Raw genomic sequence first — 13,162 nt, forward strand, 5'->3', positions numbered from 1 at the left:
GGATGTCCTTCGATCTGCTCGTGATGGACGAGGCGTCTCAGATCCAGCCCGTGGACGCACTTGGCTCGGTCGCCAGGGCCAGTCAGGTGGTCGTCGTTGGCGACGAACGCCAACTGCCACCCACGACATTCTTCGCGAAGATGACAGGCTCGCAGTCTGAAGATGACGAGGGTGAGGGCGCGCAGGTCGCCGACATTGAAAGCATCCTCGGCCTGTTCACGGCCCGCGGCTTGCCGCAGCGTATGCTGCGCTGGCACTACCGTAGCCGTCACCAATCTCTAATCGCAGTATCGAACAGCCAGTTCTACGAGAACCGGCTTTTCATCGTGCCAAGCCCTTATACCCAAGAGGCAGGTATGGGGTTGCGGTTTCATCATGTGCCGGAGGGGGTCTTCGATTCCGGCGGCACAGGAACCAATCCGGTAGAGGCGAGAGCAGTAGCGGAGGCGATCATCCGTCATGCGAAGGTGAACCCGCAAGAGACTCTAGGCGTTGCAACATTTTCGGTTAGCCAACGCCGCGCGATCCAGGATGAACTCGAAGCGCTGCGGCGACTAAATCCCGACACCGAGGAATTCTTTCACGCTCATCCAAGCGAGCCATTCTTCGTCAAGAACCTCGAAAATGTTCAAGGCGATGAGCGCGACGTGATCATGATCTCGGTGGGGTATGCCAAGAATGCCCAGGGATACATGGCCATGCGTTTCGGCCCTCTTGGCGCGGAAGGCGGCGAGCGTCGGCTCAACGTCCTCATAAGCCGCGCCAAGCGCAGCTGCGAAGTATTCGCGTCCATCACAGACGAGGACATCGACCTGGAGCGTGGCAAAGGGAAAGGCATCTTCGCCTTCAAGCTCTTCTTGCACTACGCGAGAACAGGGCGAATTTCGCTTGCCCAAGTCACGGTTCGCGAAATGGATTCAATCTTTGTAGAACAGGTAGCCAACGCGCTGATCGAAATGGGTTATCAGGTTCATGCTCAAGTGGGCATTGCCGGCTTCTTCATCGACCTCGCAGTTGCGGATCCAGAGAGGCCAGGCCGCTATATTCTTGGCATCGAATGCGATGGCGCAGAATATCACTCATCTCGCTCGGCCAGAGATCGAGACCGGCTTCGGCAGTCGGTTCTGGAAGACCATGGTTGGATCATCCATCGCATCTGGAGCGCTGACTGGTTCCAACGGCCTCGTGAGCAGCTGGAGCGAACCATACTAGCGATTGAGGCCGCCAGAAAAGAACTCGATGAGCGGGCCGAATTGGGGGTCCAGAGAAATCGAGCTGTAGCCGTGCAGGTTGTTACGGTCGACCGAGGCAACGTGACGGAAATCGGTCTCGAAAGCACAAACGGATCCGAGACACCCAATCGAGCCTACGAAGAGGCCGAACTAAAGCGACCGGGATCGTTCGAACTCCACGAGACGCCCAGCGGAATCATGGCCGGACTGGTCGAGCAGGTCGTGGCTACAGAAACGCCAATCCATGTCGACGAAATAGTTTCGCGTATTCGGGACGCCTGGGGTCTGCAGCGGGCCGGTGGCAGGATTCAGGATGCAATCGAGCGGGGGGTAAGCATAGCACAGAGAGGTGGTTCAGTAGCCCGTCGAGGCAACTTCTGCTTCAAGCCAGGTGTTCCTGTTCGTCTCAGGGATCGCAGTGGGGTCGTGTCCGCTGGATTGCGCAAGCCCGAAATGATTGCGCAGGACGAGGTCGCCCAAGGCGCTATGGAAGTCGTGAAATCCAACCTCGGTGCGACAGAGGAAGAAATCGCCACAGGCGTTGCCAGGATGCTGGGCTTCAAAGCCACAAGCGCACAATTAAGGCAGCTGATTTCAGCTGGGGTCGCCGATTTGGTTGCCAAAGGAGTGTTACGGTCCCAAGACGGCTTGTTGGTGGCCGGCGAATCCGCGAGCGAGAAATTAGCTGAAGTGTAACGGGGCGCTGCAGCGCCCTCGTTGCAATTTCTGTCGAAGCTCGGAACACCTCTTTTGCTGGCGGAGGCCGAATGGCATTTCGATTCGTACACACGGCCGATATTCATCTCGACTCGCCGCTTCGTTCGCTGGCGATGCGAAATCCCGATCTTGCCGGGCTGGTGGGCGACGCCAGCCGCCAGGCATTCGTTTCGATAGTGGATCTCTGCCTTGAGGAACGTGTGGCCGCGTTGGTCATTGCTGGCGACCTATACGATGGCGACCAGACTTCAATGAAGACAGCGCGGTTCTTGGGCGCGCAGATGACACGCCTGCACCAGGCCGGCATCATGGTTTTCAAGATCCGCGGTAATCATGACGCCCTGTCGCGGATTTCCAAACAGCTGGTATTTCCCGACACCGTTACCATCTTTGGTGGTCGTGCTCAGTCGGTATTGCAGACAGCCGGCGGTCTGGACGTCGTATTCCATGGTTTGAGCTTTGCGAACCCTAAGGCGCCGGACAGCCTGTTAACCAAATATCCGGCGGCTCGTGAAGGGGCCGTCAACATAGGCATCATGCATACCAGTCTGGCTGGATCGCCAGGTCACGACGTTTACGCGCCCTGCAGCATCGCTGACTTGCACGCCCACGGTTTCGACTATTGGGCCCTCGGCCACATCCATGCTCGCCAAGTCCATCCTGGCGCCAGTGCCGTGGTGATGCCGGGAATACCGCAGGGGAGGGATATCAACGAGGCCGGTGAGAAATCAGTCACCCTGGTGACGGTGCGCCACGACCGTTCGGTGGAGATCGAGGAACGGCTGACCAGCGTTGCGCAGTTCGAACGGGTGAGCGTCGACCTTACCGGAGCGGTGGAGTGGCCCGAGGCCGTCGCGCGTGTTCGCTTCGCACTCGAAGAGATGCGGGCAACCGTCCGATCGCGTCATGCTGTGGCTCGCATTGGCCTGACAGGAACGTCACCACTGATGTGGGCGCTGATCCGCGACAGGGACCTCCTTCTTGCCGAAGCCGAACAGGCTGCGGAACAGCTAGGCCATACGTGGGTGGAGAAGCTCGAGCTTGACCTCGCGCCGCCTCGGACGGAGACCGCCGAGGATATTGCTGATCCGATTTTCGAACTCGAGCAATCAATGCGTGCCGATGCCACCTCGGAGGCCTTCCGCGCTGAGGCGAGGGCGTTCGTCCAAAAGATGGTCGCCGACCTTCCGGCCGACGGGCGGGATTTTGCTGGGACGGACGAAGCCGGGCTGGAACAGTTCCTCGATCAGGTGCTTTCCAAGGGCGCGGACTTGGTGACTGCCCGCCTTAAGGCCGGTGGATCGTCATGAGGTTGCGGCGCCTTGACCTCATTCGTTATGGAAAGTTCACCGATCGTTCGATCGACTTCGGACCCAAACCGGAATCCGGACCTGATCTGCATATCGTGTTTGGCCTGAATGAGGCCGGCAAATCGACTGCGCTTTCGGCCTATCTAGACTTGCTGTTCGGCATCGAGGAACGGAGCCGCTACAACTTCCTGCACGAGTACAGTGCCATGCGCATCGGCGGGGTGCTGGAACTGGCCGGCTCCGAACACACGTTCACGCGTACGAAACAGCGCAGTAATTCGCTATTGAATGCGACGGGCCAACCGGTAAGCGAGGTGGCGATCACGGCGCATCTCGCCGGTCTGTCGCGCGACGCCTACACGACGATGTTCTCACTCGATGACGAGACGTTGGAAGCCGGCGGAAAATCTATCCTGGAGTCGCGGGGCGACCTCGGCAAGCTTCTGTTCACGGCCAGCGCCGGTCTTGGGAACGCAAGTGATACGTTGAACGCCCTCGAGGCCGAAGCAGACGCTCTGTATCGGAAGCAGGCGCATGGAACCGAACTGGCGCTGTTGAAGAAGCGCCTTGTTGACGTAAAGTCGCGCAGGGATGCGATCGACACCCTTGCATCAACCTACGAGGGCCTGGAGGCCGAACGTCTCGATGCAGCGCAGCAGTACGGCCGAACCATCAGCGATCGGGCGGTGCTGGTGGCCAGGCTGGATACCTTTGCTCGTTACGTGCGTGCTGCGCCGATGCTGGCGGATATCCGGCGCAAGATTGCCCGGCTGGATCAGCTGCCGGACATCGCCTCCCCAGCCCGGACATCGACGGGAAGTGTCACCGAACTGATCGATGACGATGCCAGCCTCAGAACGCGGCTGTCCGCAAACATCGACGAGACCGAGCGCCTGGCGGAAAAAGTCACTGCGGTCGACGAGGACGAACCGATCCTGTCGATTTCCGAACGCATTCGCGGGCTGGCGGAGAGCAAGGTGCGCCATACCGCGGCTGGCTTTGACTTGCCCACTCGCAGGATGGAGCTGCAAATCCTCAACAACAGCGTGGCGAGCTGCCTTGCCGCCTTGGGCCGATCTTCCGAGGCGGATCCTGGCGCGCTGCTTCTGCCTGCCGTCACCGTTGGCGTCGTTCGCGCCATGGTCGAGCAGAGGTCCGGGATTGCTACCGGGATGCGTGCCGCTCGCGACGAAGCCGCGGCGGCACTCGATGCGCTGCAGGTGGCAAGGCAGCGGGTCGGCGAGGAAAGGGCGGTGCCCGAACCTGCCAGGGCAAGGCTGGGCTCGGCTTTGTCGAAAGCGCGAGCAAGCGGACACCAGGCAGAGATTAGGACGGCTCGCGAGGCGGAAGATGCGGGAACAATCCGATGGAAGGCGGCGCTCGCGCGCTTGCGTCCATGGAACGGAGATGCCCTCGCTCTCGCCAACGTCGCGGTTCCGAGCGCCGGGCAGATTGCCGCCTGGAAGACGGTAGCGTCAGAACTGGCAAGGAACACCGCCGTACTTGCCGAACGCCTTGCTGAATACGAGGGCAACCATGCCATGCTCGCCGCACGATTGGATGCCCTTCGTGCCTCGGGCGACATTGTCGACGATGAAGCGGCTACCGCCATCCGCCGAGTTCGCGATGATGCGTGGGCAACGCACCGCGCAGCGCTGACCGGTGACACCGCTGACGACTTCGCCGTGGCATTGGCGCGCGATGACATTGCCAGCGCAGGCCGGCTGGCCGGCGCGGCGGATCTGGCTGAGATCCGGGCAACTACGCGCGAGCTGGCCGAGGCCGCGGCCAACCTGTCACGCAACGGCATCCAACGCACACAGCTCGGCAAGGATGTGGATACCCAATTGTTGGAAATCCGCGCGGCCGCCAGGGACCTGCTCGGAGACGCCGTGGAACCTTCGTCTGAGCGCCTGATCGAAAGGATCGAGGATCAGATCGAGGCGCGCAGCGATGCGCTCGCTGCCTGGGAGCAGATCGAACTTGCTCGCTTGAAGGCCGAGCGAGCCGCTGACGCCGGCGAGCAGATACGCTTGGAAATGAGAGCAGTGCTGGGAAGCGTCGGCATTGTATCAGAGTCCAACGACACCCTCGAAGCAATCATGGCCATCGCGGAGCCGTTTCTGGATCGGCAGCGCAAGGTGGACGCCGAGTATGCCGAGGCGCTCAGAATGGTGAGCTCCAAAGAAGAGGATCTAGCGGCACGACGGGTTGCAGTAGGTGTGGCGGAGCGTCGCGAGGAGGAATGGCTGGCCGGCATTACCGAAGCACTCAAGGGAACTTGGCTCGAAAGCGGGCTCTCCGCATCCGGCGTCGGCACTGTGCTCGATCAATTGGCCGAACTTTCAAGAAGCCTGCAGGAACGGGACGACCTGCAGCTGCGTATCGACAAGATGGAGGCCGACAGGGCCAATTTTCTGGTCGAGGTCATCGCCGTTGCGGTTGAAGCCGACGAGCCGACGAAGGATACCGACCCGGAGCAGTTGGCCATCCGCCTTGCCGAGCGCCTAGAGCGTGCCGAGCGGACACGTGAAACGAAGGCAAGCCTCGGCAACGACCTGAAGCGCCTCAAGGAGGCGCGCGACATCCTCGACACTGAGATTTTGGCACACGAACGCCGCAAGAACGAGGTGCTGGGCGTCTTTGGTGTCGCCACTCTGCCCGAGGTAGTCGAACGCGATGAGCTGTTGCGTGAGCGCGATGGCTTGCGCACCACCGTCGCCGAACTTGAGGAACGGATAGTGGCGGAGCTCGCGGTCGACGGATTCGAGCAGGCCCGCTCGATCCTGGACGCGATCGATTTCGACGGCCTCGCGGTCGAGAAGGCTGAGGGTGAGCAGCGGCTTCGCCTGTTCGATGAAACCATCCAGCAACAGCTGATCCGGCAGACGCGCGCGGCCGACAAGCTGGACGCCATCGGCGGTGATAGTGCGGTTGCACGCCTGGATGCTGAACGGCGCACAACCCTGCTGGAAATCGAGGAGAAGGCCGTTCGCTACATAGAGCTGAAGCTTGGCATCATGTCGGCTGGCAATGCTTTGCGGATCTACCGTGAGAGCCATCGCTCCGGCATGATGGCGCGCGCATCAGACGCGTTCAAGCTAATGACGCGTGGCCAGTATTCGGGGCTGACAACCCAGCCTGTAAGAGGTGGTGAGGTTCTCATTGCTGTGCAGGGTGACGGGCAATCCAAGGTCACCGAAGCGCTTTCAAAGGGTGCACGATTTCAGCTGTACCTTGCCCTAAGACTCGCCGGTTATTACGAGTTCGCGCAATTTCGGCCCTCGGTCCCATTCGTCGCCGACGACATCATGGAGACGTTCGACCATATTCGCTCGGAGGAGGTTTTCAGGCTGTTCGGAGCGATGGCAAACACAGGTCAGGTCATCTACCTGACGCACCATAAGCATCTATGTGAAATAGCTGAGGCTGTCGTACCGGGAACGAGGATCCATCAACTCGCACAGTAATTTTCTCCGGAATACGTGAACGAACCAGTGAAGGACGCCGAATTTGACGGCAAGTATGCGCCCAAAGTCAGACGTTCCGGCAAACTTCGCGTTCGTCCAAAAGCGGACATATCGCCCGAGCCATAGACGGCCCCGATGTGCCCATAATGGACGTCCTGCAAATTCATTGTCCTGCCGAATCTGGACTTCGAGAGCTGGCCCTAAACAGCAATTGTATCGCGCCTAGCCGTCCTATCGCCGGGGCGCCAATTGTAAACAACGGCGAACTATACCAATATCGTTACTGGCTTCTTCCGGTGCGACTCGGGAGAACGGGATGGGCAATGAACGCGAAGACGCAAACGGGAAAACACAGCGCCGCTGGCCAATACCTCGGCTATGCGCTTCAACCTGTACGCCTTTGCTTTCACCTGCTCAACGCGCCTAGCGGCGCCTTGGTCTCTCTTGAACATTTAGACGATGTGGCGGTTCACCTGGTCGGCGGCGAAGTCGTTCTTGAGCAAAGCAAGAGCGCACTGAAGCAAAATCCGATATCCGACTGGGCTGCGGACCTGTGGAAGTCTCTGGCCAACTGGCTCAGCTTCATGGCGGCGGGAGAGATCGACCCGGCGACCAGCCATTTCCGGCTATATGTCACACCGGTGAAGGCGGGTGCCTTCGCGATCGCGCTGAACGACGCGAAAACAGATGCCGACGTGGAGGCGCTGGTCGCTAACCTCGCCAAAGCCCACAGCAAGCTGAAAGCTGCACCGGCATGCGACGCCGACGTCCAAGCTTTCCTGAACGCTGATGCGGCTCATTGCGCCGCCTTGGTCAAGAATCTCGCCGTTATCAGCGTCGATGCAGATCCCGTCGATCCGATACGCGCGATCTTCAAGCCGACGGTCTCTCCGCTCATCATCGACCTAGTGTGCGAACGCGCGATCGGCGCTGCGAAGGAGGCGGCGGACAGGCTGATTAGAGCTGGCAAGCCCGCCATCTTGGACGTGGACGCGTTTCAGGCCGAGCAAAGAGCATTTGTTCAGAAGAACAACCTTCCAGGGCTGCTGTCGTCTTTCACCAAGCAACCGCCTGTCGAGGCCATCGAACAATTGATCGCCGACCGTCCCGCCTTCGTCCGCCAACTCGAGCTGATCGAGGTGGGAGACGAAGCGTGCGTCCGGGCTGTTAGCGATTACCTTAGGACGCTCGCCGACATCTCGATCTGGGGCGAAAGCGGGCTAATCTTTGAGAAGAACCTAAGTGACTGGGACGATGATCTTGTCGGTCGCTATGAGCACGTCAGTGCAGAGGTGCACGACATACAGGCCGGACACCCCGCAACGGTTCGTGGTAGAATAGTTTACAGGCGCTGCGCGCAGTTGCAGCCTCCACTCGATGGTCGAGTCGTCCCCGGTCATTTCGTCCACGGATCATTCAACGCCCTTGCCCACGGCCTGCGCCTCGGCTGGCATCCCGACTACCAGACTCTTTTGGAGCCAGCGACTTGATTGAGGCTGGCCGATCGCACCTACCGCTCAGCGACCTCGCCCTTGTCCAGAATCCAGGACTTGGGGCTTTCGCATTGTGGCAATTTGGCCAAGGTTTCCAGGCTGAGGACGAACGTCCAGCGCCGTTCGCCTTGGCGTTTCTCGTGCTGCCAATCGTCCTGCATCGCGCAACGCTCGAAATCGTGACTTCGACAAACCGACCCTCTGGACTGGCGCTCTTCGCGGCCAAGCTCGGGAAGGAACGGGAACAACTCCTCGCCGTCCACGAGCGAGCGCTGCTGCTGCGTACTCTGACATTGCAATCGGCCGCTGTCGGTGTGAGCGGGCGGCTGCTGTCCGTGGATTACAAGGATGCTACTTTAAGAGCAAACGTACCAGAACCGAAACCGAGGAGGCTCGTCCTTCCAGAGCGCGTCAAGCACCTCGGACCTGCCTCGGAGAAATTGGGTTTCTGGTTTTCGAACCTGGGGACCGCGCAGGTGGCCAACCTGTTACGGGTGGAGTTCTAGATGTATTTCCAGCTTCGAAAACTGATCCTTTGGCCCCGCAATGGTGCAGCGCCGCGGGTCGTCAAGTTCGAGCCCGGTGTCGTCAACGTCATCAGCGGCGCGTCGAAGACCGGGAAGTCCGCCGTTATCCCTATTGTTGATTACTGTCTGGGCTCGGAGAAATGCGCGATTCCGGTGGGCGTAATCCGCGAGAACTGCAGCTGGTTCGGCATTCTGATCGAGACGCTGGAGGGCGAAAAGCTCTTGGCGCGACGCGAACCGGGGGACCAACAGAGCACAGGCGACATGGTGCTGCTGGAGGGCGCACAGGTCGAAATTCCGGAGACGATCACCGACAAGACCACCAATGTCGACACGGTCAAGCGCGCGATGAACCGCCTGGCAGGACTGACTGACCTCGACTTCGAACCAGGTACAGAGAATGGATTCAAGCAAAGGCCAAGCTTCCGCGACCTCATGGCCTTCACGTTCCAACCTCAGAACGTGATCGCCAATCCCGACGTGATGTTTTTCAAGGCCGATACGACGGAACACCGGGAGAAGCTAAAGACCATCTTCCCGTACGTTCTGGGCGCGGTCACGGCAAAGATTCTCCAGGCGCGGTTTGAGATCGATCGGCTCCAGCGCAACCTCCGCCGGAAGGAGGCTGAGCTACGCGCGATCGTGTCGGCAACTGGCGCTTGGCGGGCGGAGGCGGAGGCGTGGCTGCGTCAGGCAGTCGAACTTGGCCTAGTCGATTCCTCCACTGAAGTGCCGAAGGACTGGAGTGACGTTGTTGACCTGCTTCGGCGCGTGTCGAACAGCAACTCAAGTCTTGCTCGACCAAGCCTGGCCGGCATCGATGTGGTGCTGACGCGTCTGGAAACCCTTCGTGCGTCGGAAACTGAAATCGCCGCGCGACTTACCGAGCATCGTCAGCGCCTGAACGAACTGCGCCGTCTGGTGGAGAGCAGCGAGGCGTACGGCGACGCCATGCGCATCCAACGTGACCGCTTGGACCTTTCCACGTGGCTGAGGGACTTGGCCGACGAGTTCGCCGATCCGTTGGTCGCACTCGGGGACGGCGGCCGCGAGAAGGTCTTGGCCCTTTGCGACAACCTCGGCGGTCTGGAGATCCGACTGCGGACCCACCCTGCGATGTCTAACACGCTTGACAAGGAAATCCTGCGCCAGCGCGGCGCCGCTGAAGCGGTCCTATCTGAGTTGAACGATGTCCGTAGCGAGATAGCGGTGCTGGAACGGGACTCTGACGTCGCCCGAGACGAGGCCAATCGCTTCGATAGGCTTGAGCGCTTCCTCGGTCGATTGGAGCAGGCGTTGCACGTCTACGACCGCGCCGACCAGTCGTCGGATTTGCGGCAGGAACTCACCTCGCTGCAGGCCGATATTGCAACGCTGCAAAAGACGATCTCCGAGGCCGACATCCAGCGCAAGCTATTCAACGCGTTGCACCAAGTCTCCCATCATGCCAATCGGCTGATTCCGCAGCTTGACGCGGAGTGGCCCGAGGCCCCGATTAGGCTGTTGATTGAAGACCTGACCGTCAAGGTGACTAGGGGAACGCGTGAGGACTACCTGTGGGAGATTGGCAGCGGCGCCAATTGGCTCGCGTATCACGTCGCACTAATGCTTGCGCTGCAGCACTACTTCCTGGCCGAACCTCATCACCCAGTCCCTGGTCAGCTGATCTTCGACCAACCTAGCCAAGTCTATTTTCCTAAGCGGGCGGCGGGCGACGAGGGCCCCGACCTCATCGCGTGGAGGGATCAGGACGTGGTCGCCGTCAGGAAGGTCTTTGCGCTCCTAGGCGCTGAGGTCATGGCCGCGAAAGGTCGCCTCCAGATCATCGTGCTGGATCATGCAGATGAGGACGTCTGGGGCAAGCTTCCCGGAGTCAAGTTGATTGAGGAATGGCGTGGACAGGCCCTCGTGCCTCAGGCTTGGATTGCCGCCGCATCTTCCAACGGTGGATAATAATCTGCTGCCAGAGGAGAAGGCATGGCGAACGTGGACGAGATCAACCGTCTGACGGCCCTTGGCTTGAACGTCATCACAGCCATGGATGTCGCGGAAGGAAAACTAGACGAAGCCTTCGAGGTCGCCCGCGCTCAGGAGAAACGCAAGGTCGACATCTGGTGCAAAGGAAGAAAGAACATTCCGGTTGCACTGACTGCGATATGGGACTGCGATCCTGCAAACTTCTATCTCGCGTTCGACGGCGATGATCCCAGCGACCACGCTTCGACGGATTTCATTCTTATCGACGCTGATGTCACTGACGTTGGCGGCAGGCTTACCTACGCCGCCAGCAGGGACAAGGGTCCTTGGCATCAACGTTACAAGAGCAAGAGCTGTGGGATCGCCTACCGATGGCTGCATGGCCGCGGTGTCACACCGCCTTTGCTCGGCGAGTACCAAGGCCAAGTTCACATCGTAGGAGGCATGCACCGCTTCCATCTTGCCAAGCACTATGGGACGACGCGCATGCCATTCCTCGTCCGGAGGGCCGAACTAGCCGCAGTAATGGCGTTGATCCCCTCGGCGACCGACACCGCCAACTCGTAATGGCGGGGACTGCAGAAAAGAAGCGAATGAGTTGCGAACTTACCGGGATCACTCCCCGAAAGCTGACCGACGGCTTCCGGCCCCGTTGCGGCCATTCTTACTCCCGCACTTTGGCTTTTCCAGCGCTAAACCGGCCTTGGGCGATGAATGGAAACGGTCAGATGTTCCCGGTCTGTGCTCGAAAAGTCGCATAAAAGGGCAGACTGGTGTGACGTCCGGAATTATTGGGCCTTTCACGGGTTTACCGGTCCCGAATTATCGGTTGCTGGCGGGCGGGCTATGCGATTGAAAACAGGAGAGTTTTCTGGCTAAGGGTGGGGTTTCAGACTGAGTTTACCAATGCCCTTAATGACGATTAATTCTGGATTGGCATCAGGTGATTGGGTTTGCGCAGAATATAGCCGCCCTTATTGGTAAACCCGCTCACGGTCGACAACGGATTGGTCAACCTAGGACGACAGGATTGGTAAACCGGAGCCGCCCTATCGACGAAGGTCTAGCTTGGCGCATTCACTGTCGCCGGTAGGCAGATATTCGGGCGACAATCGGGACCAGCGTGCGACGCCGCCAAGCGTGAGACACGTCGGCTACGCCGCAAATCGACACGGTTTGACCGGGCGCAATACCGCACCGATCTTCTAATCTCGGCTTAATTCCGGAGAGAGGCAGATAATTCCGGACGCCACACTGATTGGTAACCTAAGGCCACCCACCACGCGGATTGGTAGCCCACAGGAATAGGTTTGGTAACCCTTATCGAGTGAGGGCCGCTCGTACCTTTCGGCGGGTTCGTTTCAGTTCTAAGCCCGGCTTAATTCTGGACAACGACAGATAATTCTGGACGGCACAGTGGAACTCAACGCGTTGTAAGGATGGCATAGAGAAGCAGTAGCCCTCCAGTCTCGCTACTGGAAAAATTCTGGAAAATGGGTCTGCTTGGCTGGACGCAGAACGTTGTGATTATTCAGCCGGCATTTCTGAAGCTTCTCGAACACAAACAGCTTGCCTTCGCGCACGCTATCTTCGAGCGACTTCGCCTTCGCCAGATGCGCCGCAATCGCGCTGGCCAGCATGCAACCTGTTCCGCGCATCGATATAGCAAGGCGCGGCGTGTCGAAGTGGATGGGTTCATGATCGGAGCGTAACAGAATATCGGCCGATCGGGGACCCGACGCGTGCCCACCCTTGATCAGCAGGGCCTGAGGGCCGACGGCCTGCAGTCTTTGTCCTTGTTGGAGCGCACCGTCCTCATCCGAAGCCGGTTCGGAACCAGTAAGGAGCGCCAGTTCAGGAAGGTTGGGCGTGACAATGCAGCAAAGCGGCATCAAATCGCGCTTCATGGCAGCGATAGCGCCTGCTTCCAGAAGTGCGCGGCCTGAGGTGGAGGCCAGCACAGGGTCGAGTACTGCCGGCACTTGCGGAAATTTGCGCAGCACTGCGGCAACGGCAACAATGATCTTGGCAGTCGCCAGCATGCCGATCTTGATTGTGGCTACGTCGTTGGCCTGTAGCGCGGCACACATCTGATTGGCCACCATGCTGGGTGGCGAATGATGGATTTCGATCACGGCGTCGTGCGTTTGCACCGTTAGCGCTGTGACGGCGAGACAGGTGCGCACGCCAACGGCAGAGATCGTCTCGATGTCGCGTGCTATTCCAGCACCCCCGCTGGAATCTGATCCGCCAACGACAAGCACATGCGGTTCTCGTCTCATCGCCATCGGTCCGTCTTTTCGATCCATTCTCGCGTGCGCGCTTCGGGGTCGAAGCTCAACGTGATGTCCGTGACCACTGCGGCGCTGTTGGCGCCGGCCTCAAAGACGCCGTCGAGGCGGTCGGGGTTGAGGCCGCCGATGGCGACCAATGGGA

Annotated in this window: 8 protein-coding genes and 1 pseudogene; 7 read left to right on the forward strand and 2 right to left on the reverse strand. The window is 59.7% G+C overall.

Annotated elements, in window-relative coordinates; genetic code table 11:
- The 7 genes from EN906_RS07845 to EN906_RS07875 form a co-directional block, all read left to right on the forward strand.
- Positions 1 to 1,928: DUF3320 domain-containing protein (locus EN906_RS07845; RefSeq protein ID WP_127375127.1), on the forward strand; the 1,928-nt coding region annotated here is incomplete at its 5' end.
- Between the two features lie 71 nt (positions 1,929 to 1,999).
- Complete coding sequence (locus EN906_RS07850) at positions 2,000 to 3,259, forward strand: DNA repair exonuclease (RefSeq protein ID WP_063169423.1); 1,260 nt, start codon at positions 2,000 to 2,002, stop codon at positions 3,257 to 3,259.
- Positions 3,256 to 6,729: an AAA family ATPase gene (locus EN906_RS07855; RefSeq protein WP_063169422.1), complete on the forward strand. Its 3,474-nt coding sequence runs from the start codon at positions 3,256 to 3,258 to the stop codon at positions 6,727 to 6,729. Before EN906_RS07850 ends, EN906_RS07855 begins: the two co-directional genes overlap by 4 nt.
- A 323-nt stretch (positions 6,730 to 7,052) precedes the next feature.
- Positions 7,053 to 8,219 carry an ABC-three component system protein gene (locus tag EN906_RS07860; protein ID WP_063169421.1) on the forward strand — a complete coding sequence of 389 codons (1,167 nt, stop codon included), beginning with the start codon at positions 7,053 to 7,055 and terminating at the stop codon, positions 8,217 to 8,219.
- Complete coding sequence (locus tag EN906_RS07865) at positions 8,216 to 8,728, forward strand: three component ABC system middle component (protein ID WP_063169420.1); 513 nt, start codon at positions 8,216 to 8,218, stop codon at positions 8,726 to 8,728. Before EN906_RS07860 ends, EN906_RS07865 begins: the two co-directional genes overlap by 4 nt.
- Entirely contained in the window at positions 8,729 to 10,702 is a 1,974-nt protein-coding gene (locus EN906_RS07870) for a DUF3732 domain-containing protein (protein WP_063169419.1), read from the forward strand.
- A 24-nt stretch (positions 10,703 to 10,726) separates the two neighbouring features.
- On the forward strand, positions 10,727 to 11,293 hold the full coding sequence (locus EN906_RS07875) for a hypothetical protein (RefSeq protein ID WP_063169418.1): 567 nt from the start codon (positions 10,727 to 10,729) through the stop codon (positions 11,291 to 11,293).
- 905 nt (positions 11,294 to 12,198) lie between these two features.
- On the opposite strand, the gene EN906_RS07880 is transcribed toward EN906_RS07875, so the two are convergent.
- Positions 12,199 to 13,014: a hydroxymethylpyrimidine/phosphomethylpyrimidine kinase gene (locus tag EN906_RS07880; RefSeq protein ID WP_063169417.1), complete on the reverse strand. Its 816-nt coding sequence runs from the start codon at positions 13,012 to 13,014 to the stop codon at positions 12,199 to 12,201.
- Positions 13,005 to 13,162: pseudogene (locus EN906_RS07885) on the reverse strand (thiamine phosphate synthase); the annotation flags it as partial. The pseudogene EN906_RS07885 and the gene EN906_RS07880, both read right to left, overlap by 10 nt.

The sequence above is a fragment of the Mesorhizobium sp. M7A.F.Ca.CA.004.06.1.1 genome (assembly GCF_003999135.1).
Classification (GTDB): domain Bacteria; phylum Pseudomonadota; class Alphaproteobacteria; order Rhizobiales; family Rhizobiaceae; genus Mesorhizobium.

Excerpts from the sequence above, each read along its gene's own strand:
- EN906_RS07860 (WP_063169421.1), top strand. The coding sequence starts at position 7,053 with ATGAACGCGAAGACGCAAACGGGAAAACACAGCGCCGCTGGCCAATAC.
- EN906_RS07855 (WP_063169422.1), top strand. The coding sequence starts at position 3,256 with ATGAGGTTGCGGCGCCTTGACCTCATTCGTTATGGAAAGTTCACCGAT.
- EN906_RS07870 (WP_063169419.1), top strand. The coding sequence starts at position 8,729 with ATGTATTTCCAGCTTCGAAAACTGATCCTTTGGCCCCGCAATGGTGCA.
- EN906_RS07850 (WP_063169423.1), top strand. The coding sequence starts at position 2,000 with ATGGCATTTCGATTCGTACACACGGCCGATATTCATCTCGACTCGCCG.
- EN906_RS07875 (WP_063169418.1), top strand. The coding sequence starts at position 10,727 with ATGGCGAACGTGGACGAGATCAACCGTCTGACGGCCCTTGGCTTGAAC.
- EN906_RS07880 (WP_063169417.1), bottom strand. The coding sequence starts at position 13,014 with ATGGCGATGAGACGAGAACCGCATGTGCTTGTCGTTGGCGGATCAGAT.